This window comes from Mesorhizobium calcicola (genome assembly GCF_042682105.1).
GTDB lineage: Bacteria > Pseudomonadota > Alphaproteobacteria > Rhizobiales > Rhizobiaceae > Mesorhizobium > Mesorhizobium calcicola.
On the sequence record NZ_JBHUGY010000019.1, the window covers coordinates 171,351 to 190,320 of the forward strand.

The 18,970-nt window shown below is 59.6% G+C and carries 30 protein-coding genes and 1 pseudogene; 25 read left to right on the plus strand and 6 right to left on the minus strand.

Features of this window, described 5'->3' with window-relative positions; translation table 11 throughout:
* Nucleotides 1-229 precede the first annotated feature (229 nt).
* From ACFSQT_RS11935 to ACFSQT_RS11960, 6 genes are all read left to right on the plus strand, one after another.
* A complete protein-coding gene (locus tag ACFSQT_RS11935) occupies nucleotides 230-1,420 on the plus strand; it encodes a tyrosine-type recombinase/integrase (RefSeq protein WP_379018708.1) in 1,191 nt (396 codons plus the stop codon).
* Nucleotides 1,417-1,881, plus strand: a complete 465-nt coding sequence (locus ACFSQT_RS11940) for a hypothetical protein (protein ID WP_379018710.1) — start codon at nucleotides 1,417-1,419, stop codon at nucleotides 1,879-1,881. Before ACFSQT_RS11935 ends, ACFSQT_RS11940 begins: the two co-directional genes overlap by 4 nt.
* 118 nt (nucleotides 1,882-1,999) lie before the next feature.
* Nucleotides 2,000-2,296 carry a helix-turn-helix transcriptional regulator gene (locus ACFSQT_RS11945; RefSeq protein WP_379018712.1) on the plus strand — a complete coding sequence of 99 codons (297 nt, stop codon included), beginning with the start codon at nucleotides 2,000-2,002 and terminating at the stop codon, nucleotides 2,294-2,296.
* A gap of 1 nt (nucleotide 2,297) precedes the next feature.
* Nucleotides 2,298-2,495, plus strand: a complete 198-nt coding sequence (locus tag ACFSQT_RS11950) for a hypothetical protein (RefSeq protein WP_379018714.1) — start codon at nucleotides 2,298-2,300, stop codon at nucleotides 2,493-2,495.
* Between the two features lie 139 nt (nucleotides 2,496-2,634).
* Nucleotides 2,635-2,844, plus strand: a complete 210-nt coding sequence (locus ACFSQT_RS11955) for a hypothetical protein (RefSeq protein ID WP_379018716.1) — start codon at nucleotides 2,635-2,637, stop codon at nucleotides 2,842-2,844.
* Complete coding sequence (locus ACFSQT_RS11960; protein ID WP_379018718.1) at nucleotides 2,841-3,968, plus strand: DUF3631 domain-containing protein; 1,128 nt, start codon at nucleotides 2,841-2,843, stop codon at nucleotides 3,966-3,968. Before ACFSQT_RS11955 ends, ACFSQT_RS11960 begins: the two co-directional genes overlap by 4 nt.
* Before the next feature lie 13 nt (nucleotides 3,969-3,981).
* Here ACFSQT_RS11960 and ACFSQT_RS11965 read toward each other — a convergent pair whose 3' ends face one another.
* On the minus strand, nucleotides 3,982-4,179 hold the full coding sequence (locus tag ACFSQT_RS11965) for a hypothetical protein (RefSeq protein WP_379018720.1): 198 nt from the start codon (nucleotides 4,177-4,179) through the stop codon (nucleotides 3,982-3,984).
* 157 nt (nucleotides 4,180-4,336) lie between these two features.
* On the opposite strand from ACFSQT_RS11965, the gene ACFSQT_RS11970 reads away from it, so the two are divergent.
* The 10 genes from ACFSQT_RS11970 (at nucleotide 4,337) to ACFSQT_RS12015 (ending at nucleotide 9,151) form a co-directional block, all read left to right on the plus strand.
* On the plus strand, nucleotides 4,337-4,855 hold the full coding sequence (locus ACFSQT_RS11970; RefSeq protein WP_379018722.1) for a hypothetical protein: 519 nt from the start codon (nucleotides 4,337-4,339) through the stop codon (nucleotides 4,853-4,855).
* A gap of 14 nt (nucleotides 4,856-4,869) precedes the next feature.
* On the plus strand, nucleotides 4,870-5,115 hold the full coding sequence (locus ACFSQT_RS11975) for a hypothetical protein (protein WP_379018724.1): 246 nt from the start codon (nucleotides 4,870-4,872) through the stop codon (nucleotides 5,113-5,115).
* Between the two features lie 3 nt (nucleotides 5,116-5,118).
* Nucleotides 5,119-6,006 (plus strand): hypothetical protein, encoded by an 888-nt coding sequence (locus ACFSQT_RS11980; protein WP_379018726.1) that lies wholly within the window; start codon nucleotides 5,119-5,121, stop codon nucleotides 6,004-6,006.
* Nucleotides 6,003-6,200 carry a hypothetical protein gene (locus ACFSQT_RS11985; protein ID WP_379018727.1) on the plus strand — a complete coding sequence of 66 codons (198 nt, stop codon included), beginning with the start codon at nucleotides 6,003-6,005 and terminating at the stop codon, nucleotides 6,198-6,200. The genes ACFSQT_RS11980 and ACFSQT_RS11985 overlap by 4 nt, the downstream gene beginning before the upstream one ends.
* Nucleotides 6,201-6,338: 138 nt before the next feature.
* The gene (locus ACFSQT_RS11990; RefSeq protein WP_379018729.1) at nucleotides 6,339-6,734 is read left to right on the plus strand and encodes a P27 family phage terminase small subunit; all 396 of its coding nucleotides are present in this window, start codon (nucleotides 6,339-6,341) and stop codon (nucleotides 6,732-6,734) included.
* Between the two features lie 62 nt (nucleotides 6,735-6,796).
* A complete protein-coding gene (locus tag ACFSQT_RS11995) occupies nucleotides 6,797-7,003 on the plus strand; it encodes a hypothetical protein (RefSeq protein ID WP_379018730.1) in 207 nt (68 codons plus the stop codon).
* Nucleotides 7,000-7,266 carry a hypothetical protein gene (locus ACFSQT_RS12000; RefSeq protein WP_379018732.1) on the plus strand — a complete coding sequence of 89 codons (267 nt, stop codon included), beginning with the start codon at nucleotides 7,000-7,002 and terminating at the stop codon, nucleotides 7,264-7,266. The genes ACFSQT_RS11995 and ACFSQT_RS12000 overlap by 4 nt, the downstream gene beginning before the upstream one ends.
* Entirely contained in the window at nucleotides 7,263-8,117 is an 855-nt protein-coding gene (locus ACFSQT_RS12005; protein WP_379018734.1) for a hypothetical protein, read from the plus strand. The genes ACFSQT_RS12000 and ACFSQT_RS12005 overlap by 4 nt, the downstream gene beginning before the upstream one ends.
* A complete protein-coding gene (locus tag ACFSQT_RS12010; RefSeq protein ID WP_379018736.1) occupies nucleotides 8,074-8,871 on the plus strand; it encodes an acyltransferase family protein in 798 nt (265 codons plus the stop codon). Before ACFSQT_RS12005 ends, ACFSQT_RS12010 begins: the two co-directional genes overlap by 44 nt.
* Entirely contained in the window at nucleotides 8,855-9,151 is a 297-nt protein-coding gene (locus tag ACFSQT_RS12015) for an acyltransferase family protein (protein ID WP_379018738.1), read from the plus strand. The genes ACFSQT_RS12010 and ACFSQT_RS12015 overlap by 17 nt, the downstream gene beginning before the upstream one ends.
* A 549-nt stretch (nucleotides 9,152-9,700) precedes the next feature.
* Here the strand turns inward: ACFSQT_RS12015 and ACFSQT_RS12020 are convergent.
* Complete coding sequence (locus ACFSQT_RS12020; protein WP_379018740.1) at nucleotides 9,701-10,093, minus strand: c-type cytochrome; 393 nt, start codon at nucleotides 10,091-10,093, stop codon at nucleotides 9,701-9,703.
* Between the two features lie 764 nt (nucleotides 10,094-10,857).
* Here ACFSQT_RS12020 and ACFSQT_RS12025 point away from each other — a divergent pair.
* Nucleotides 10,858-10,962: pseudogene (locus ACFSQT_RS12025) on the plus strand (ATP-dependent DNA ligase); the annotation flags it as partial.
* A gap of 123 nt (nucleotides 10,963-11,085) precedes the next feature.
* On the plus strand, nucleotides 11,086-11,352 hold the full coding sequence (locus ACFSQT_RS12030) for an exopolysaccharide production repressor protein (RefSeq protein WP_379018741.1): 267 nt from the start codon (nucleotides 11,086-11,088) through the stop codon (nucleotides 11,350-11,352).
* Nucleotides 11,353-11,417: 65 nt separating this feature from the next.
* On the opposite strand, the gene ACFSQT_RS12035 is transcribed toward ACFSQT_RS12030, so the two are convergent.
* Together ACFSQT_RS12035 and ACFSQT_RS12040 are read right to left on the minus strand one after the other, a co-directional pair.
* Nucleotides 11,418-11,714, minus strand: coding sequence for a helix-turn-helix domain-containing protein (locus tag ACFSQT_RS12035; RefSeq protein ID WP_379018743.1), 297 nt, complete (start codon nucleotides 11,712-11,714; stop codon nucleotides 11,418-11,420).
* Nucleotides 11,711-11,977: a hypothetical protein gene (locus ACFSQT_RS12040; RefSeq protein ID WP_379018745.1), complete on the minus strand. Its 267-nt coding sequence runs from the start codon at nucleotides 11,975-11,977 to the stop codon at nucleotides 11,711-11,713. The genes ACFSQT_RS12035 and ACFSQT_RS12040 overlap by 4 nt, the downstream gene beginning before the upstream one ends.
* Nucleotides 11,978-12,066: 89 nt before the next feature.
* Here ACFSQT_RS12040 and ACFSQT_RS12045 point away from each other — a divergent pair, with 89 nt between their 5' ends.
* The gene (locus ACFSQT_RS12045; RefSeq protein WP_379018747.1) at nucleotides 12,067-12,288 is read left to right on the plus strand and encodes a phosphoheptose isomerase family protein; all 222 of its coding nucleotides are present in this window, start codon (nucleotides 12,067-12,069) and stop codon (nucleotides 12,286-12,288) included.
* Between the two features lie 292 nt (nucleotides 12,289-12,580).
* Here ACFSQT_RS12045 and ACFSQT_RS12050 read toward each other — a convergent pair whose 3' ends face one another.
* The gene (locus ACFSQT_RS12050; RefSeq protein ID WP_379018749.1) at nucleotides 12,581-12,922 is read right to left on the minus strand and encodes a hypothetical protein; all 342 of its coding nucleotides are present in this window, start codon (nucleotides 12,920-12,922) and stop codon (nucleotides 12,581-12,583) included.
* A 148-nt stretch (nucleotides 12,923-13,070) separates the two neighbouring features.
* On the opposite strand from ACFSQT_RS12050, the gene ACFSQT_RS12055 reads away from it, so the two are divergent.
* From ACFSQT_RS12055 to ACFSQT_RS12065, 3 genes are all read left to right on the plus strand, one after another.
* Nucleotides 13,071-13,541, plus strand: a complete 471-nt coding sequence (locus ACFSQT_RS12055) for an RNA-binding protein (protein WP_379018079.1) — start codon at nucleotides 13,071-13,073, stop codon at nucleotides 13,539-13,541.
* 79 nt (nucleotides 13,542-13,620) lie between these two features.
* Nucleotides 13,621-14,387 (plus strand): IS5 family transposase gene (locus ACFSQT_RS12060; protein WP_379018080.1). Its coding sequence is split into 2 segments (ribosomal slippage): nucleotides 13,621-13,945 and nucleotides 13,945-14,387, totalling 768 coding nucleotides; the frame shifts between segments, so codons are not numbered across the junction.
* 436 nt (nucleotides 14,388-14,823) lie between these two features.
* A complete protein-coding gene (locus tag ACFSQT_RS12065) occupies nucleotides 14,824-15,498 on the plus strand; it encodes a GDSL-type esterase/lipase family protein (protein ID WP_379018751.1) in 675 nt (224 codons plus the stop codon).
* A 168-nt stretch (nucleotides 15,499-15,666) separates the two neighbouring features.
* Here the strand turns inward: ACFSQT_RS12065 and ACFSQT_RS12070 are convergent, their stop codons facing one another.
* Nucleotides 15,667-15,900: a helix-turn-helix transcriptional regulator gene (locus tag ACFSQT_RS12070; protein ID WP_379018753.1), complete on the minus strand. Its 234-nt coding sequence runs from the start codon at nucleotides 15,898-15,900 to the stop codon at nucleotides 15,667-15,669.
* 201 nt (nucleotides 15,901-16,101) lie between these two features.
* Here ACFSQT_RS12070 and ACFSQT_RS12075 point away from each other — a divergent pair, with 201 nt between their 5' ends.
* The 3 genes from ACFSQT_RS12075 to ACFSQT_RS12085 are packed head-to-tail and all read left to right on the plus strand — an operon-like array spanning nucleotide 16,102 to nucleotide 16,999.
* On the plus strand, nucleotides 16,102-16,260 hold the full coding sequence (locus ACFSQT_RS12075) for a hypothetical protein (RefSeq protein ID WP_379018755.1): 159 nt from the start codon (nucleotides 16,102-16,104) through the stop codon (nucleotides 16,258-16,260).
* On the plus strand, nucleotides 16,257-16,709 hold the full coding sequence (locus ACFSQT_RS12080) for a hypothetical protein (protein ID WP_379018757.1): 453 nt from the start codon (nucleotides 16,257-16,259) through the stop codon (nucleotides 16,707-16,709). Before ACFSQT_RS12075 ends, ACFSQT_RS12080 begins: the two co-directional genes overlap by 4 nt.
* The gene (locus ACFSQT_RS12085; RefSeq protein WP_379018759.1) at nucleotides 16,706-16,999 is read left to right on the plus strand and encodes a hypothetical protein; all 294 of its coding nucleotides are present in this window, start codon (nucleotides 16,706-16,708) and stop codon (nucleotides 16,997-16,999) included. Before ACFSQT_RS12080 ends, ACFSQT_RS12085 begins: the two co-directional genes overlap by 4 nt.
* Nucleotides 17,000-18,970 lie beyond the last annotated feature (1,971 nt).

Sequence of the window (18,970 nt, forward strand, 5' to 3'; positions counted from 1 at the left end):
CATATTGTTTTATTTCAACATGGTGCGGACGACGGGAATCGAACCCGTACGATCAGAGATCGAGGGATTTTAAGTCTCTTTCTAGCGGTCCACCCTTGGGTATCCAAAGACGCTGAAAGCCTTGTGAATAAAGGAAAGACCGAGGGTTTACAGTCCCTGTTTGTTCCGATACGTTCCCTTGAGTGGACACGTCGCGGCTACCCGCACGGCTACCCAAGGGAGACAGGCAATGCCAGTGCTTTCCGACAATTTCGTCAATTCGACTGTTCTGCCACGCGACCGCGACGAACTGATTATCCGAGACAGTAAGCTCGCAGGCTTCGCGCTCCGCCTACGTCGCAAGGCTGATGGCAAGGCATCGAAGACCTTCCTCGTCTTTCAGGAGCTTCCCGGCCGCGACGGCGCCCGCAAGCGTAGAAAGATCATCATTGGCGATCACGCGACCTATCCAGCCGAGAAGGCGCGCGCCGAGGCTCAGAGCATGCTCCAGGCGATCAGCGTCGGCGACGATCCTGCGGCAGCGCGGGCTGCAAAAAAGGCGCAGCCGCTTTTCGAAGATCTCATCAAGGAATTCGAGACGACGCACATCGAGAAGAAAAAACCCCAGACGCGGAAGGACTATCGCGGGCGCATCCGGCGCAATCTGAGACCGGCGTTCAAGGGCAAGCGCGTTGCCGACATCACCGCCGAAATGGTGCGGGCTTTCCATGCCAAGAAGCACGGCAATCCGACCGACGCAAATCGGTCGCTCGCGGTGCTGTCGGTCATGATGGGCCGGGCAATGGAACTTGGCTGGCGCAAAGATAACCCGTGCATGGGCGTTCGGAGAAACAAGGAAACGGCGCGGGAGGAATGGCTCGACGAGACTGACCTGCCAAAATTCGTCAAAGCACTCGCCAGCGTTGCCGGTCCCCATGCCGATCTAATCCGGTTCCTTACCGTCTCTGGCTGGCGTGTCTCGGAGGGCCGGTTGATGACCTGGGACATGGTCGACTTGCCGCGCCTTGTCGTCCGTCTACCCGACACGAAAACGGGAGCATCTGCCCGGGCGCTCTCGACCGATGGTGCTACCATCATCGACCAGCAAGCGCACCGCGTCGGCTATGTCTTTTCAGGGCGCAAGGGAACGCAGCCAGTTTCCTATAAGCTCCTCCGCGAAGTCCTGACCGGCGTTTGCGAGGCGGCAAAGATCAAGGCCATCACGCCTCACGCATTGCGCCACACTGCCGCGACTTGGGCCGCTCTGAGCGGTGCGGAGGCGCACGAACTCCGGGAGGCCTTCGGCTGGAAAACTTTGGCGATGACGGGCCGGTATGTGGCGCGCGCCGAAAGCCTTGGCCGGCGTGGCGCACAGCGCACCGCTGACGCGATGAATGTGCTGCAGAAGCCAGTGGCTGAGGTGAAGGAATTCGGGCGGTGAGCGACAATGCGGACTTTATCGAAGTGGAACACAAGAGCTTCCTTGCGACCGGGAATGCCATGCACGCTTGGGCGGCTTTCAGCCATGCGCGCGTGACGAAAGATTCGATACCGGATTGGGTGTTGAATTACTTGGACCTATGCGCTCGCCGGCTCTTCGCCTTTAGCAGTCGGCAGGAAGACGCAAAAGGCGATGAGTTCGCCAAGATCGTGGCCAGTGCCTTCATGCTGACAAGCATGGGAGCAGGTACGCCGGCAAGCAGGTACTTCAACGCCAAATGGCTGGTCTATGGCATGAATGTTCATGCCAAGGTCAAGGCAAATACAAAAGAGGAATTCGCCGTTGGTGATGTCGCGAAGGACGCCAACGTCAGCACGTCGACCGTTTGGCGCGCCTGGAGAGCGTACAAGAAAGCCTTCCCAGCCGATGACATGACCGCGCTAAACGCTGCCACTTCATGAAGTCGGCGACTTCCTGACAGTCAGAAACCAAGCCACTTTGCGAAACAAGATCTTGTAGCGCCGGAGCCTGCCGTGTGCAAATTGGCTGTCACCTTATCAACGCGAAAGGTGACGCAAGATGGACAACACGGCAGCACGGGCATTCTCAGCCCGCATTGCTTACTGGACCTCCCAAGGTCTTTCCGGCCTCGATCTTTACGAACGGATGGCAGCCGACGACGAATTGCCGGCAGTGTTCGATACCGATGACTTGGCGGCGATCCAAGGCATCTCCCCGCTTTCAGTGAAGAAAGCGCGCCATCGGGGCGCCGGTCCAAACTTCATGAGGCTGTCAGCAAGGGCTGTGCGCTACAGCAGGCCCGACCTTTGTGCCTACCTCGCCAGCAAATACGTAAAAGTCCGGGAGGCCGCATAAAATGGCTCCCGAACGCGAAATCGAACTGATTCTGGCCGGCGCCGACTGGCTCATGAAGACACCGAAGAGCCAACGGCCCAAGTCGGCGATTGTCGAGTTGAGGGAACACTTCGGCTTGCGGGCTTCCGCCGCCATCATCGCCATCCGCTACGCGACTGAGGGCCAGACCTGGGGAGGCGCCAATGACAACACCCCATGAAAGCCGAAACCCGGCCGCCTTGGCAGCGACCGGGCATTCAGGAATGTCGACGGGCGGGGGCTTTAATCGACGGTATCATGATACCGCGCCTGAACCTTCGCCGCAAGACGTCCCTGGCCCGGCCGTCGCCGCCGTCCGCGTGGCTCGTACATGTCTGATGGATGCGCAGTTTCGTCTAGACGACCACGGCGTTCATTGTCGCCTGCTCAACGGGCTGCAAGACGGCACCACCACGCTTCTCGCCGAGTGGGCAGGCAGGCATCGGCCCAACATCGCCGAGCAGTTGCCGTCCTATGTCATCGAGGCCGCGATCGAGTGGCGAGCGCTTCGTGACAGGAGGCGCGCATGATGGAGGCCGACGACTTCGCCGCCGAACTGCTCGACGAGGTGTACAACTTCGTTGGCCGGTTCGTTGCCTATCCTTCCGAGGCGGCGCACGTGGCGCACGTCTTGTGGATTGCTCACACCCACATGATGCAGGCCTGGGAATCGACACCCCGGATTGCGTTCCTCTCCCCCGAGCCGGGATCTGGGAAAACGCGTGCTTTGGAGATTTCCGAGCTGCTCGTCCCCCGGCCGGTCGAGTCGGTGAACGTCTCGCCGGCCTACCTCTTCCGCAAGGTGGCTGACGAGGCCGGCGCGCCGACGATCCTGTTCGACGAGATCGACACCATCTTCGGGCCGAAGGCCAAAGACAACGAGGAAATCCGAGGCCTTCTCAATGCCGGCCATCGTCGCGGCGCCACCGCCGGCCGCTGCGTTGTCCGGGGCAAGATCATCGAAACCGAAGAGTTGCCGGCATATTGCGCGGTGGCGCTGGCTGGGCTCGGCGATCTGCCTGATACCATCCTTACCCGTTCGGTGATTATCCGCATGCGGCGCAGGGCTCCAGACGAGGCAGTCGAGCCGTATCGCCGCCGCGTACATAAGCCGGCTGGCGACGTAGTGCATAAGCGCCTGGCAGGCTGGGCCGAGTTCATCGCCGCCGACATCGGCAATGAATGGCCGGAGATGCCGGCAGGCATAAAGGACCGCGACGCCGACGTCTGGGAACCTCTTCTCGCAGTCGCCGCTGCTGCCGGAGGACATTGGCCGAGGCGTGCGCGCGTTGCGGCTGTTGCGCTTGTTGCACTCTCTAAGGAGAGTACACCTAGCCTAGGCGTTAAGCTCCTGGCCGACATCAAGACAGTGTTCAACGACAACGAGGTACTGGCTACCGAATCCATATTGATCCGGCTTTGCGCGCTCGATGAATCGCCGTGGTCAGACATGAGGGGAAAACCTCTCGATGATCGGCAGTTGGCCCAGAAGCTTCGCCCTTACGGCATCAAACCAAGGGTTGTGAGGATAGGGACAGCGACACCTCGCGGCTATCACATGGCCGATTTCATTGATGCGTGGCGCCGCTACCTGTCTACGCCTCCACAGGAGAGTGCAACAAGCGCAACAAGTGCAACAGCGGTGGCAGCATGACGGCCGCCGCAGCCTATTTGGCGATGCTCGCTTCCATCGCCATCGTGCTGGCGATCGTCTGCGGGTTTGCCTGATGGCTCGCGGGCGCCCACGCATAGGCACGCCGGAAGAGCGCCTGGATCGTCAGCGCCGGCTCGGCCAGGAGCGTGGAGCGCGTCGGAAAGAGCGCGAAGCCCGAGGCGGCATCGTCGTGCCGCTCGAAATCAATCATGTGACTGTTGGCCTAATGTTGGAAGTTGGCGCGGTCGACGAGCCCGGCAGCCGCAACCGGCAGCGCCTCGGCAATGCCGCCCTGCGCATCCTGAATAACGCGTTAGTCACAGCCGTTGCGAGCGGGCGTAAATTCACACTCGAACAGGAGGAGCATCATGCTCGCAAGGACACCAAGGGCGACCGAAATGGACTTCGCCAGCATCTTGAAGATCCCGCCGAAGCCGGCGGCGATAGCCGAGGCAGAGCGGGTTTGGCGCGCGTCGGTCGCCGAGCTTGAGGCCGCGCAGGCGAAGCACCGCGAACTTCACCGCGTTTATTTCAATCAGGTGCCTGGACAGCCGCCGAAGATCACAGCCGCCGAAGTCGACCACGCCGGCGCCGAAATCGCACCTTTCCAGGCAAGAGAAACGGAAGCCCAGCAGGCGCTCGAAGCCCAGCGCGCGGCGTTTGACGAAGAGGTTGCCGCACTGAAGCCGAAGATCGAGGCGTACCGCGCCGCGATCGCTGCGAAGATCGACGAACTCGAAGACTTCATCACGCTCGGCAGCACGTTCTATGCGGCATCGGTAGAGGCCAGGGTCAAGCTTCCGAGCAAGATGCCCAGCCGGTGCCAGAGCCTGCTTGGCCCGCATGGCGTCGGCATGCTGCGCAAACTTCTCAACGCCGTCGACTGAAAAGGATCACGCCCATGACCGATGCATGGAACAAGCTAATCACCTATTCCGAAGGCGAGCGTTGCCGTTTTTTCGGCGAGACGTTCGAGGCGAAATTCGATCTCGTGCGCGGCCTTAAGCCTATCGGTCCTTTGTCGTCGAAGTTCTGGCGCCGTGTGTCGACCGTACATGTTCCTAAAGCAAAGACCGCGCAGCCCTCAGGCTCTCCGTCGAGGAAACAGCCCACAGGCTACCTGACGCGCGCCGTGGGCTTTCGCTGACCGATGGAAGACGGCGTCGAAATCATGGCAGATGGCACTCGCTTCGTTCGGCGCTTCATCGCTGAGCGGACTGATCCATATTTTCTGGAATTGAAGCGCGGAGCCGAGGAGCAGCAAGCGGCTCGCATCGAGCGAGAGGCAGCACAGGCAGCGGCCCTCGCTGCTATTCCTCGCTGGGTCTCAGTCGGCCATGGCGTCGAGGAAATGTCGATCCCTGCTCGACCTGGCGCTCGAATGATCCATGGCCTGGCTTCCAGCTCTAGCATCAACACCCACGGGTATTCTCTCATTGCCAATGGCATGGACTGCGAACTGCCGGTTCCGCTTCTGTCCAGCCACAAGGGCTACGATGCGCCGATCGGACGGGTGTTTTATGTCAGGCGCACGCAAGACAGGATTTATGTCCGCGCGCAGATCAACGACAACGAATCCGGTGACTTCGCCTGGGAAATGATACAATCGGGCGAATTGCGATGCCTGTCTGGTGCGGCGAACAATTCCACCTTGCGCATTCAGGGGATCGTAGAAGGCAAGACCTTCTATGGCGCCTGGAAGCTTCTGGAGGTGTCAGTCTGCGCGAGCGGTGCAAACCCCGATGCCGTCTTCGACATCTATCAACCTGGGTTGAGCGAAACCAAATTCTTCAGCTGGCCTATCGCAGACAGGGCAGCCAAGACCCTGGTGAAGCACGCCGAGCCAGAGGTGCCCTACGCAGGCATATGGGCAGATAGCCAGCAGTATGAGCGCGGACAATTCACTACTGCCAGCGGTGCGCTCTGGCACGCTGAGATAGCAAGCAAGGGCGTCAGGCCCGGCACTGCACCAGGATGCTGGCGGCTCGCTGTAAAGAGAGGCGATGCCGAGAAACTGGAACGGAGGGCAAGAGGATGAGCGGGCAGTTCGATCAGATCGACGTGTGCCTGGCTGAAGATCAGCGCACCATCATCCTCTATGGCTACGACCGCGACGACAACTTGTACATGCAATCGTTCGACGCTCTGCCAATGCCGATCGACGAGGCCAACCTCGACGAGCAGCAATGGCGAGCCGCAGCGCGGGCCGATGCGTGGAGGGCCATGCCATGAGGCAGTCCCGACCCCTCGGGGGGGCCTTGAGGAAAAAAGGTCGACTTCCTCAGCGACCGCTCGCGGATCAAAAACTTTCAGTTTTGCTGCCCCGGTTGGCCCCGCGCGCGGGAGGGTTACATGGGCAATAGGGGTCCGGTGTCATCCGCTGCGCTTGCGATCGTCCAGCCGTCCAACGATGTTGGCAAACCCGCATCTGTGCCCAAGCCGAAGCCGCCGGCTCATCTCACCGCCGAATCGAAGAGGTGGTGGAACGAGATCCTGAAGGAATACGACCTGGAGGGGCATCATCTCAGGCTGCTCCAAGCAGCTTGCGAGGCTTGGGAGCGAATGCAGGCCGCTCGTGCTGCAATCGCCACGTACGGCTTGACGTTCACTGACGGCAGCGGCAGTCCAAAAGTGCGGCCAGAAATCTCAATCGAGCGGGATTCGAAGATCGTATTCGCAAGGCTCATCCGCGAACTGGACCTTGATTGCGAAGCGCCAGCCGAAACGCGCCGGCCACCTGCTATTCGCAGCAATAGGGGCGCCTGATGCCAGTCAAAAGACGACGGTCGGCAAAACGGCGGCAAGCGGAAGTCGATGCCTGGGCAGAGATGTTCCAATCCGGCAATGACGGTTTCTGTGATCTCGATGTTCTTGGCTATGGCTATGACAGCGATCCGAATGAGGCAGCGCGCAAGCTTACCGATGCGCCAGAGGCCTGGGCGCGCCTGGGCAGAGCTTTCCTTGCGACCAGACCAGACTATTGGACAACCGAACCGGCCTGGGCGCTATTGCAGTTTGGGGAGCCGGCTGAATGAAGCGCAGAGTTTCAAAAAGCAGAAATCGCGGCATTAATCCGCAAGCCGTCGAAGCCTTCAAGGCTGGCGACAACGCCACGCTCAGGCAAGCCCTTAAAATTCGGCCATGGGAACCGAGCCCGCTGGAGGTGGACGGGCCGCAGCCGCCCGATTGGGCGCGCAACGATGGCACCGCGTGGACAGCATGCTGGCCCAACGCGTGGGCGCTGCGCCAAGAACTGGAAGAGGCCTCAAAGGCCATCATCCGAGGAACCCGCACATGAGCATGCTGATCAATCCGTTTTGGTCGTCGTCGGCCGCCGCGCCGATATGGTCTCCGTTGTCACTCGGGGCGGCTTTGCTGGGCTGGTACAAAGCCGACGAGATAACAGGATCTAACAACGACCCGCTGTCGGCTTGGGCTGATGGCTCCGGTCATTCAAATGACATGACCCAGGCGACGAGTGGAGCGCGGCCAACGCTCATCACGGCCAATCTAAATGGCAAGAACGTCGTTCGATTTAACGCCCCTAGCGCCAGCCAATATTTCGACGTGCCGAACATCTTCTCCGGAAAGTCGGCCGGTTCGATGTACCTGGTGATAAAAAAGAACGCCGATCCGGCTGGTGCTGGCGGGGCAAACGCCGACGAATACTCCGGCATTCATCGCTTTGGGTCTTCAACCGGCACAGCCACCGCCGGGCATATGACTTACACCGATAGCAACATCTATTCCGAGTTTGGCACGACCGTCAGAAAGTCAGCAGGCAACCCGACGCCATCCCTGGCCTTATGGCGGATCATCAGCATCCACAGCGCCGCATCTGATTATGGCATCTTCATCGATGGTGGTGTCTATGTTGCTGGCTCGCCCACGCCGTTCTTCTCGACGGCAACCAACACTGTCGGCTTCGATTCCTCCCCGAAGTTTGGCCGCTCTGTCAAAGATCCCACGGGAACCCCGGTGTTCAAGTACATGGAAGGCTGGGCCGGTGAAGTCCTCCTGATCGACGGCAAGCTCTCTACCGCCAACCAGCAGAATGTCGAAGGCTACCTGGCCGCGACTGCTCGATGGGCGCTTCAGGCAAATCTTGACGCGGCTCATCCCTACAAGTCCAGCCCGCCACCGGCCTGATCTACTTTGCACCGAAAAGAATTCGCTGCTAAGAGTTCTGTTGATGGGGGCTGGGGAAAGAAACAACGCACTCGACGGGGTTCGGGCGATCGCGATCATGGTTGTGATCGCGCATCACGCCCATGCTCCTTTCGCTCGTGGCGGGTTCATCGGCGTCGATCTCTTCTTCGTGCTCAGCGGCTATCTGATCTCGTCGATCCTCTTCAAGGAACGTGACCGCGACGGCACGATCAATGTCTTGCGTTTCCTGAAACGTCGGGCGAAACGGTTGTGGCCGCCGCTACTCATCATGCTGGCTGCTTCCGCTTTGATCGTCCCGATGCTGTGGTCGGACGTTCCGACCCTCACCGTCGTGTTGCTGGCGGCGTTCTATCTGACTGATCTGTTCGGGAAAGAAGTGCCCATCGTTGGCCACACATGGTCGCTGTCGGTCGAAATGCAATTCTACCTGATTTGGCCGATCGTGGTCTTCTGGCTTGGTCCTCGCATTCGAACGAGGGCGCTGCTTTTGATGTTCGCGGCGGCGACACTATGGCGGCTGGGCAATGGCATCTACTTTCAGGACTTCGCGCAGACGGCGTTTCGTTTCGACATGAGGTTGAGCGGCTTGATCCTCGGCAGCGCCATTGCAGCCGGCGGGTTCGCGCTCCGTGGACGGATGGCTGAGATGGTCGGGTGGGCTTCGACCGCCTTGCTGTTGTTCCTCTCTGTCGTGCTTTGGCAGGACGCTGGCCTACGTGCAGCCGACCATTGATTTGGCCGCTGCCGGTCTGATCATAAGCCTTGTCGCCAGTGAAGGGACGACCCTCATCAACAAGGTGTTCTCCTGGCGACCTCTCGCCTGGATCGGGTTGATCTCCTACTCGCTCTATCTTTGGCACCTGCCGATTTCCCGCGCCGCCATGCTCTACAGCGACGACTGGCGCGTGATTTTGGCGGCGACCGTGGGGCTTTCGGTGCCGATCGCGGCTCTTTCGTACGCATTCATTGAAAAGCCTATGCAGCGCCTGCGCACGGCTCAACTGGCGATCTGAACTCGCCATCCCGGCCACCGCAGGCGCCAGACACATCAGGGTGGCACCGAAATTGCGAGTCCCCTCAGATGAACCTAGACATGTTTCAGATCGGCTGCTGGCGCTGCAGAGTTCCTCTGATCCGTCAGGCAAATGAACATCTGGGTTGTCCCAATTGCGGAGCGTCCGACACAAGAACGTAGAGTTGCAAATCTAGGCCCAAGCCGCCGCGGCAATTTCGCGATTGATATGCCGCCCCGTAAGGGGAAGCGATACGCCTAAACTCCGTTTCATTCTCTTGCGCAGTCGAGAAGAACAGCCGCCTAAGCGCGATCAGAGACAAAGCGCCTGGTGAGCGAAAACCCAAAATCGACCCGAAAGCCGAAAGGTTTGGAGGACAACGGCAGCCGGGCCATGCCGGAGAGTCCTCCTCCCGGCGGCTGTGATCATGCCCTATATTAGCAGGAATGCAAATACGCACTTTGATGGGGTCTCTCGCCGTCCTAGCCTCATGCGGTGTCGTGCTGGCGCTGGCGTGGCCGTTCTAGACGCCTGTCTGCGCAGCGGCGCCTACTCCTGCGGAACTTCGACGGTAATCTTGATTGCGGCGTAGTAAGCCGCAACATTGGCGATGTCTTCCTCGCTCAGGCCTTTGACGACCAACGACATCATATAACTCTTGCGCTCTCCGGCCTTGTAAGCCATCAGTGAGTGGACGAGATAGTCGTACTTCTGCCCGGCGAGATTGGGCGCTTCGCCACCGCCGGCCAGAGCTCTGCCGAGGCCTTCCTTGCCGTGGCACGATTGGCATTTCACCATGACTTTCCGGCCGGCGGTGCTGTCGCCTGCTGCCTGCGCAAATGACGAGGTGACGACGAGGGCAGCCAGGCCAAGGATCGCTCCGTGAAAACCACGGCAGGTTGACCATTCCGCCCGGACGTGTCGAGGAAGTTTCTTGATCATCGAAGTCCTCCCATCGGTTGACGAACATGTTCAATCTGAATGCCTTTGGCCTGACGTAGAGATTAACTGCCGGTGCAGCGCGCGAGTCCAGCAATTGGGGATTGTATAGAACGATAAAGCAGTGCCGACTGCCAAAGGGTATCAAGTTTGAGACCCCACCAAGACCGCGGTGTTTTTTGGCAAGCTTGGCTTGTCCTCCTGATCTCCCAGCGCGGCCCCAGGCGGGCGCCAGGACGCGCGAAGGCGCTTCGGCGGCTTTAGGACAGCGGCGGCGGGAAACGCGCGCTGGCGGGGCTCTACGCGCCGCTCCCGGCTGCAAGCTGCGCTTGCGTTCATATCAGACAAGCCTAATGTAATTCATGATCTGGCCATTGAGGGGTTGCGGCGGCGCATTCGGGTTGGGCGCTATCATCGCCGCAGCCTGCGCTTCCGGAACGCCATTGGCATCGGCACATGATAATGACTGGTACGAAAAACGGTGCTGCCATGACGAGCATTGCGAACCGATTGCAGATGGCGCCGTTCACGAAACAAGCAAGGGCTTCAAAGTGCCGTCCGGCGAGTTGCTGCCTTACGGGGACGGCAGGGTGCGTCAGTCACACGACATGCGTTTCCACTGGTGCCATGCCCAGAAATCAACGGTAGGCCGGCATCGTCAATTCCCATCTGGCAACCCTGACATTACAATCTGCCTGTACGTGCCGCCTAAGTCATTCTGACATTCCGGGCGCGCTTGACGATTTCAGCCCTTCCGCAGCCTCACACCGGCGCCGCAATGGGTGAAGCCCGGCTTGATCGGGCGCGTACGCCACCTGCGCGGCGAGGACGATCTGCGGCATGCCTCGCTGCAGGATTTCCGAGAGGAATAGGTGGAGTCGCTGCTATGGGCAGCCGCGGGTTCTTAGCTGGGCAAGGGCAATGCGTCGCACTTGCGTACATTCTAAAATAATGAAATACGCCTCCCTATCTTCCGTTGGGGAATGGGCTGGGAAATGTATTTTCCGCAATTTCTGGTCGGAATGTTCACGACGTCGGGGATCGTTGCGGTCTGGGCCTACATGGCCACGGGATCGATCTGGAAGGCCTTGGCCTGGACCATCATTGCCGCGATTGTGTTGCAGGTCGGATACTTTGTGCTGGTGGTAAGGCTAATTTATCAGCGCCGCACCGATGAAAAGACAGAAGCAAATCAGGATGCGACCCAACAGCAGCCGGTCATGCCGACTTCGCCGTTGCATAAAGATGGTGTGTCGCTTTAGGAGCGGCTAGCGAACTTCGCAGGAGGCACGGGGCGGTTCGGAGGGTTCATGGTGGCCTCGAATTACTAGAGCCGGTGGCGGCGAGCTCGGTTGTCTGGCGACGATTGCCGCTGCAACTGGCCGGGCTGTAGCACCGGACCTTCTGCCTTGAACACCACTCCGGCGAGCACAAACGCACTGCGGATAGCCGCCCGCTTCTCGACGCGTAGGATTCTGCGCTCATTTTCGAAATCGCTTATTGTCGCTTCGCTAAGGTTGGCCTTGGCGGCGAGGCGCACTTGCGACCACCTCAGCAGCGCTCGGGCTGTTCGCGCCTCCTGTGGTGTGAGATCGGCCAATACGAGATCGGAACGCTGGGTCATGTCGGCGGCTTATAGGGCGTCACCAGCCGCACAACATCAGAGGCGATCGTTACCACCGGGCCGCCCAGGCTCACGGTTACGGCGTCTTTCTCCACCCGCGTGACGCTGCCAATCAGTTCGATTGTTTGGCCCTTGACCATCTTCGTGGTGCTATCCCGAACGGAATGCGGGAATCCGTAGGACGGGATCGACACGCTGATCCTGTCGTCAGTGACGCGCCGAATGACAGTGGCGTCGATCGCCACCTCGTCACCGATGTTCAAGCCCTTGCCCATAGTTAACGACTCTGGGGCGGCTCGCGCTGGCGTCAAGATCAGCGGAACCTAATATACGCCGCGAAGCTTATGGGCAGATGAGCACCCGTGGCATCAACTTCCTCGACAAATGGATGGCCGAGCATCTGCCGGACGTGGTGACGGATGACCCGGCCGCTATAAGCGATCTTGCCGACCAGGTCATGGAAGCAGCGGACCGGGAGGGCATCGAGGTAAGCGAGATCTATGAGGAGGTGGGCAGCGTCTTCGAAGTGATCGCCGAGGCGATGCAACACCGCGAAGGCAGCCTGGCTGACTGACAGGCGGGAAACGCTGACGGCTAGCGGGCGCCCGTCGTCTGCATTATCATCCGGCCATGGGGAGACTTCGACCTCGCTCAAAGCCAAAGACGGCCTACCCGAACAGCGACCGCTTCGGCGAAGACGGCCGGCGCAACTACAGCGCCTATGACGTCTCGAAAGTAGCACGGCCCCGGCGTCAGATTTCATCCAAGCGGCTGCGACTTGTCGCGATCTTCCTCGTCCTTGCGGTGGCTGCTCTGGCAGTCTTTGTCATGAGCCAACTGCCGCATTGATATGCAAGACCTCTGGGCTACATCGCTTCCTCAGGCGCAAAAAAGCAGTTTTCATGCTCCTCAGTCGGGTGCAGGCAGATGTGGAAATTGTCATCGCCGGACGGAATTACAGCATCATAAGGTACGAAATATCGGTCTTGGTGGGTGACTTTCTGATGGTCGCCTGGCCGCAAGATGACGACGTAGCCTTCCGGACCTGGCGTTACGCTGCTGCCAGGAATCTTGCCACATTCGCCAGTTGTCAGATCGCCGTGACAGCAAGCGGGCGGATAGGTCCAGCCGGCTTCGGCGTTGTGCGCGAATACAGAGAAATCCTCAAGCACGGCAGCCGTGGCTATCACGCCTGCCAAGCTCGCCATATGTCGTGTTCCGGCTGGATGCACCGAACGGTTCCCCAGGGGCGACTGAGTGTCGTCATGGCCGTTATACAGCATTCGCGGCCGCTAATATATGTTCATCAGCGGAGGGCTCGATTAGGTCGTGAACCCATAAATGGGAATGAGGGAGATGGGTGAAAAGCGATCATTGCGTCGTTTGACCGATCGCACATATTGTCGAGGAATGACTGAACTCGCATTAGAACCCGGCGGCGGATTGAGAGGTCTTCCGATTGGATCAACCAAAGGAAGCGTTCGGACATTTTTCGGTGATAAGCACCAGCCGTTTAAGCGTACACCCGAAGGCAATCCGACAGATTATTGGGCGGATGCAGGCGTTTTTGCCTACTATGATTCTGACGAGCGCCTGGAGGCCTTGGAGTTTGCAAGCCCAAGCAACCCGACGTTGAACGGATTGGCTCTTATCTCGGTATCGATGGGCGAAGCGACACAGATTCTCCAATCTCTCGACCCGAAGTTACGCTTGGGGCCGGATGGCGCAACCTCAACGCAGCTTGGTATAGGCGTCTGGTCCTCGACGGGCGAAGCCGATCAACCTGTGATGTCCGCGATAACATTCGGACCGGGCTACTACGATTAGGCTGTGGCGCGGAACGTCTGATTTTGATGGGTTTGCCAACTCGCTTCCATATCGCGCGGGATTGTGATTCAGGCTCTACATGAGCCGATATGACCTGACCGACTTCGAGTGGCGCGTGATCGAACCGCTGTTACCCAACAAACCTAGAGGCGTGCCGCGCGTCGATGACCGACGCGTGTTAAACGGAATCTTCTGGGTGCTGCGCTCCGGTGCGCCATGGCGCGACCTGCCCGAGCGCTATGGGCCACGCACCACCTGCTACAACCGCTTCTCGCGTTGGCGAAAAGCAGGCGTGTGGGCTCGGCTGATGGACGCCATCAGCCGAGCCCATCATGGTGAAATCCAGATGATCGACAGCACTTCCATTCGGGCGCACCAGCAGGCTGCGACGGCAAAAAGGGGGGCGCAGATAATTGTCTCGGTCGCAGCCGAGGTGGCCTCACGACCAAAATCCACGTCGTCGTCGACGCGCAAGGACTCCCGATCCGGCTCGGCCTGACGGCGGGACAAACGCACGATGGGCAGATCGCCGATCGATTGCTCGACCATCTCGGCCCGCGCATTATCGTCCTGGCCGACAAGGCCTACGATGCCGACCGTATCCGGGAGTTGATCCAGCAGCACGGTGCCACGCCCAACATCCCACCGAAGAGCAACCGGCGCTGGAAGCCGTGCTTCAGCAAGCGCCTCTATCGCGAGCGCAACCTGATCGAACGCTTCTTCTCCAAGCTGAAGCATTTCCGCCGTGTCGCTACACGGTACGACAAACTGGCAGCTAACTTCCTCGCCATGATCCAGCTCGCCTCAATGCGACTGTGGCTTCGCGCTTATGAGTCTACGGCCTAGATAAACCTGTGAAGCAGATGCGCGACCCGTACCCCGAGACTGACGGCGAAATCACCGTTGTTGGCGGCCAAATCCCATCCGAAGAACGCGACCCAACAAAAGAGGAAAATAAAGAAGCGCATTAGCGTATTCTAAAATGGGTAAATGAACAGAAGGTGTCCTTTCAAGCTTTCCCTCGGTTGCGCTGGCACGTGGCCACAGAGAGGCGCCTGAGCGTGCGGGGCGCTTCGGCGGTGCAGGACAGCGGGCGGCGGGAAACGCCCTATAGCCTTGCATTTGTTGGAACCATTTCAGCGCCTCCGTTGATCCTCATGGCGGCCGCAGACTGAAGCTTACCATTTCCAGGGTTTTGTGAGAATGTGCTGGTTACTATCCATCGCGGGCTCTGAGGCTTAGGCCAGGATAGCCCCGAATGGTCCAGCTGGGAGGGTAGACCATGACAAAAGTAGGTGACGTTTCGTTTGTGGCCCTTGCCGCACTTTCCGCAATGTTGGGGTTAGCCGGCAACGTGGATGCCGAGGATGCACCTCCGACAATCGTCACCCTCGGCGACAGCTACATCAACGGCCACGGAGTAGCTCCGGCTGACGCATTTGCGCCCACGCTCAAGTCGGCGCTGAACGCTGCCGGGCACCCAGTGACAATTGTCGAGGTCGGGTACACAAACGACAGCGGGGCGGGTCTCCGTTGGCTGACGAAATCGAGAGGCGGCCTTGACCTGCAGGCGAGCCCTGCAAACCAAGTTGTCCTTGTCGAACTGGCACAGAACGATTGCGGGCTTCTCGACCTTGATCACACGCGAGCGAATCTCGACCAGCTTCTGGGTATCCTCGCCGACAAGAGGGTTCCAGTGCTTGTGGTTGGAACCGCGGCCTATGACCATTGCTCGTTTAGGCACGCTGACTATGCCGAGCTGTTTTCAAAGATGTTCTCCGAGCTGGCGACCAAGCATGGAGACTTGCTCTACGCCGACTTCAAAGAGGGCGTAACTGGGCATCCGGAGTTGCTGCAAGCGGACAGGGACCACCCAAACGCAGCGGGGGATGCGATCATCGTTAGAAACATGCTCCCTATGGTTGAGGCGCTACTGGCGCAGGTGCAACCACGTTGAACACCCGTCTGCGACGGCTTGTTGAAAAGCGACAATTGTCGGAATTCAACAGCGCCCCCGAATCTTCGATGTCTGGCAGTGGCTCTACTCTTCCAAGTTTTGGAAGAGTGACTACCAAAGTTAGTATTCCGCCCCACCATTCGCTCACTGTCAACGTTGACAGTGACATCAGGCCTTCCGCAGCCTCACACCAGCACCGCCACCATTCTCGGGGATGAACTCGACGCCGGCAGCAATTAGCGACTCCTGCAGCCGTGCAAGCGTAGTGGCGTAAGGGGCTCGTTTCCCCGCCTCGAAGTCCGCGATCGTCGCGCGGCCGACCTCCGCCTTCTCTGCAAGATCTTGCTGCGACCATCCGATAAGGCCGCGTGCGGCTCTGATTTGACCTGCACTGATTGTCATGCTGCTCCAACTTCATGCAAAATGTATTGACTTGGCTGCGAAGTCATTTAATTTGCATGACGTTACAGCAACCTTGCTCAAGGAGCAACCAATGCCGAACACTCATGTTCCGGCAGCCGGCGAAGCTATGCCCGCTGCCGAGGAAATAGCCATTGTCGGAAGATTTTCCGGCCGAGTCCTGATCGTGCAGCGGAGGACGTCATGACCTACGCCGCCATATGCCTGCTGCTCGTCGCAGCAGCGCTACGCACGCGCCTTGGGCGCCTGCACCTCGCTCTGAGGCTCCTACGCCTCTCCAATGCCCTGCACGACGCCGGAGCGCGTGTTCTTGAGCATGTCGAACGGGAGATGGGCCAATGACCACCACCATGACCAGACGCGCAGCCTTCGGCGCAATAGCCTCCCCGCCGGCCATAGGAGGCGCTGTAGCGGCTTCGGCCGCACTGCCGGCAACTGCCGAGGAGACGGAGATCGAGCGCCAGAAGGCTTCGCCGGAACTTCGCGCCGCGATCAAGGCGCACAGGGATGCCGACGCTTATTGGAAAAGCGTTTGCACCTGCACCGACTCTGCGATCCTCGGCCGTGAGGCGACAGCCGAGGAACACCAGAAATGGGAAGACGCCAACGACGGCGAATATTCAGCGCTCTGGGATGTCTGCCGTTTTCCCGCCCGGTCGACGGCCGACCTTGCCGCGAAGGGTCGCCACCTTAAGAAATATCACTCTTGGCACGCTGGTGATCTGGACAGCGAACAGGTGCGCGCCCTGCTTCTGTCCATGTCGCTGGTCGGGAAGGGTGGTGCGGTATGACCCTCGACCAACTGGTTGATACGGGAGACTTCCCGATTGGAGCAACGCGCCGTTCGATCGAGGATCGGATCGAAAAGCTGATCGAACTGCTCGACATCGTAGACGACGACGTTGACCTCGAAGACACCGCCGACGACGAGCCGTCTCTTGGCTGCCTCGATGATCTGGAACTCGACAACTGCGACGACGAGGACGGCCACGACGCGGAGGGGTACTGCCCAGATGACTACGGCGAAACAGTCATGTGGCCTGAAGACCTTAGGTCGCAGGAAGTGCTGGTATCGCCATGACCGGCCCGAGCGACAACCTCAACGACCTCGAGGCGATATCTGTTCAAGCATGTCACGGACGCCCACGTCACCGTCGAAGCAGCGGACCCGAAATGGCGAGCAGAGCTCTCTACTGTCGCAAACAATCCGTACCCGCGCCTCCGAAGCCGACGGCATGTTCCAAATCTCGAGGGGTTTCTTGCGGCCCCGCGCTCGCTGAAAATAGCCGCTCCAGGACAATCCAGCCGGGTCATAGTGGCTGGCGGCCAGGTCGCATGTGCACAAGACGCATGCACAACATCTACTTCAACCCGACGATTCCCGGGCTTGCTCCCGATCATCGGCGTTGCGCAAGTCGAAAACTTCAGCCCACACCGTTTTGTGCCGACACCAGATTCCCGGCAGCGTTCGTGATGGGCAATCTACGAATACGAGGCCGCTGCTGCGTCTCTGGCTTGGCGGCGCATGGGCAAGAGCAAGGCTGCATGTCCAAGGCAAGAAAGCACGCCGTGGCGCGCACCAATGTTCATGGCCCTTATCGCGCCGGCCGAAGCTGCATTCATCAGGCCACAGTCCCGCGAGTCAGACGAAATCGTTCGGAGGTTAGTGTCAGCGGTCCCAAAACGTCACACACAGAGTCTATACGTCTACCAGCAGAGACTGCACCACACGGAGAGACGACGGACGCGGCGATTCAGTCACGAATAATCGAGGACACCGATCTGCGGTTCGGACGACAATCCCCAACTATGACGGCGTGCCAGAATTGGCTCGAGGGAGACGCGATCACGACGCAAAGATACTGCTCGCGTGAGGCCCGGGCACGAGAACCTACAACGTCTTTCGCAAGGACCAAGACACATGCGCAACGGGGCACCACTGTCACGAACGGCGAACGCACGAACGCGTGATCGCCCATTGCCGGGCGCGCCGGGGGCCCGTGATTGCCGGAGAGCAGACCGCCGGCCATGGCGACCCACCATAGGCCGGAGTTTCTCCTCGTTGATGAGCCCGGCACGATTTCGCGCTCGATGATCGCGGCGGCGATCGAATAATGTAGGACTGGATGGTGTCTCGAAACGGGCGAAGCACTTGCGGTCGGCGATGCCGAGGCGCCTTGGCGAGATTGCGCCAGGGGCACCTATGCCAGTTGAAAAAACGCCGACCATAGCGGACCTTCCGCTGGCAAACGAGGATCATCCAGCGCCCGCAGCGTTCGTCGATCGGCGTCACCGTGTCGACGATGCTCGCCGTGTCGAGTCTGATAGAGACTCCGACATGATCGTCGAGGCTGCTAGCGTCCTCGAGGCTGGCGTCGAACCGAATCCATGTGTGGCCGCCCCCCCGCGTCCCCCTGAGAGCCGCGAGCTCTTCTCCAGGTGTTTGTGCACCAGTAATGTTGTCTATTGCAGGGGCCGTGCCCATGAGCAACCCAGCACACACCTTGACTCCACACACCGCGATGCACCACCTTCTGTGCCTGTGCGGAGCGCCGAGATCCCTGAGCGATATGGCCCGACGCAGCCACGCTCGGATACTGGCCACCGCAGAACCCGAGATATCGACCGTCACGGCCACGTGACGTATCGATGAAATTGACGACGGCCAGCGAAGCGAAGGCGGGCGACGATCTCGTTACGACGCCTCCGTCTGGAATGAACCAGACGTGTGTGCGTAGGCCCACCCAAATATTTGTGGCATTTTCGCCGGCCGGCGCGGAAGGTCACATGGTGCCGAGGCCAATAGTCGGAGACCGAACTGATCCCCGTACATGTTTCTCAAGAGCTGGGTTTTGTACCACGCTATGAGCGTGGACAAGACATCCAGAAAATTCGTTGATGGACAGTCCCTAGCAAAATAGGAACGGTAGACACAGCTTTCTTTACAATCCCTGGACGCACAGCAGAGATGCCAGAGCACCCAAAGGTCGCGGCGTGTCAGCGGTTGTACCCGAAGCATCGCCGGAACCGACCCTGACAGCCTGGTGGCGCA

What these genes read in the sequence shown, in the direction of transcription:
- ACFSQT_RS11935 (WP_379018708.1), top strand. Translation starts at nt 230, where the DNA reads ATGCCAGTGCTTTCCGACAATTTCGTCAATTCGACTGTTCTGCCACGC.
- ACFSQT_RS11945 (WP_379018712.1), top strand. Translation starts at nt 2,000, where the DNA reads ATGGACAACACGGCAGCACGGGCATTCTCAGCCCGCATTGCTTACTGG.
- ACFSQT_RS11950 (WP_379018714.1), top strand. Translation starts at nt 2,298, where the DNA reads ATGGCTCCCGAACGCGAAATCGAACTGATTCTGGCCGGCGCCGACTGG.
- ACFSQT_RS11960 (WP_379018718.1), top strand. Translation starts at nt 2,841, where the DNA reads ATGATGGAGGCCGACGACTTCGCCGCCGAACTGCTCGACGAGGTGTAC.
- ACFSQT_RS11965 (WP_379018720.1), bottom strand. Translation starts at nt 4,179, where the DNA reads ATGATTGATTTCGAGCGGCACGACGATGCCGCCTCGGGCTTCGCGCTC.
- ACFSQT_RS11970 (WP_379018722.1), top strand. Translation starts at nt 4,337, where the DNA reads ATGCTCGCAAGGACACCAAGGGCGACCGAAATGGACTTCGCCAGCATC.
- ACFSQT_RS11975 (WP_379018724.1), top strand. Translation starts at nt 4,870, where the DNA reads ATGACCGATGCATGGAACAAGCTAATCACCTATTCCGAAGGCGAGCGT.
- ACFSQT_RS11980 (WP_379018726.1), top strand. Translation starts at nt 5,119, where the DNA reads ATGGAAGACGGCGTCGAAATCATGGCAGATGGCACTCGCTTCGTTCGG.
- ACFSQT_RS11985 (WP_379018727.1), top strand. Translation starts at nt 6,003, where the DNA reads ATGAGCGGGCAGTTCGATCAGATCGACGTGTGCCTGGCTGAAGATCAG.
- ACFSQT_RS11995 (WP_379018730.1), top strand. Translation starts at nt 6,797, where the DNA reads ATGTTCCAATCCGGCAATGACGGTTTCTGTGATCTCGATGTTCTTGGC.
- ACFSQT_RS12000 (WP_379018732.1), top strand. Translation starts at nt 7,000, where the DNA reads ATGAAGCGCAGAGTTTCAAAAAGCAGAAATCGCGGCATTAATCCGCAA.
- ACFSQT_RS12005 (WP_379018734.1), top strand. Translation starts at nt 7,263, where the DNA reads ATGAGCATGCTGATCAATCCGTTTTGGTCGTCGTCGGCCGCCGCGCCG.
- ACFSQT_RS12020 (WP_379018740.1), bottom strand. Translation starts at nt 10,093, where the DNA reads ATGATCAAGAAACTTCCTCGACACGTCCGGGCGGAATGGTCAACCTGC.
- ACFSQT_RS12030 (WP_379018741.1), top strand. Translation starts at nt 11,086, where the DNA reads ATGTATTTTCCGCAATTTCTGGTCGGAATGTTCACGACGTCGGGGATC.
- ACFSQT_RS12035 (WP_379018743.1), bottom strand. Translation starts at nt 11,714, where the DNA reads ATGACCCAGCGTTCCGATCTCGTATTGGCCGATCTCACACCACAGGAG.
- ACFSQT_RS12045 (WP_379018747.1), top strand. Translation starts at nt 12,067, where the DNA reads ATGAGCACCCGTGGCATCAACTTCCTCGACAAATGGATGGCCGAGCAT.
- ACFSQT_RS12050 (WP_379018749.1), bottom strand. Translation starts at nt 12,922, where the DNA reads ATGGCGAGCTTGGCAGGCGTGATAGCCACGGCTGCCGTGCTTGAGGAT.
- ACFSQT_RS12055 (WP_379018079.1), top strand. Translation starts at nt 13,071, where the DNA reads ATGGGTGAAAAGCGATCATTGCGTCGTTTGACCGATCGCACATATTGT.
- ACFSQT_RS12065 (WP_379018751.1), top strand. Translation starts at nt 14,824, where the DNA reads ATGACAAAAGTAGGTGACGTTTCGTTTGTGGCCCTTGCCGCACTTTCC.
- ACFSQT_RS12070 (WP_379018753.1), bottom strand. Translation starts at nt 15,900, where the DNA reads ATGACAATCAGTGCAGGTCAAATCAGAGCCGCACGCGGCCTTATCGGA.
- ACFSQT_RS12075 (WP_379018755.1), top strand. Translation starts at nt 16,102, where the DNA reads ATGACCTACGCCGCCATATGCCTGCTGCTCGTCGCAGCAGCGCTACGC.
- ACFSQT_RS12080 (WP_379018757.1), top strand. Translation starts at nt 16,257, where the DNA reads ATGACCACCACCATGACCAGACGCGCAGCCTTCGGCGCAATAGCCTCC.
- ACFSQT_RS12085 (WP_379018759.1), top strand. Translation starts at nt 16,706, where the DNA reads ATGACCCTCGACCAACTGGTTGATACGGGAGACTTCCCGATTGGAGCA.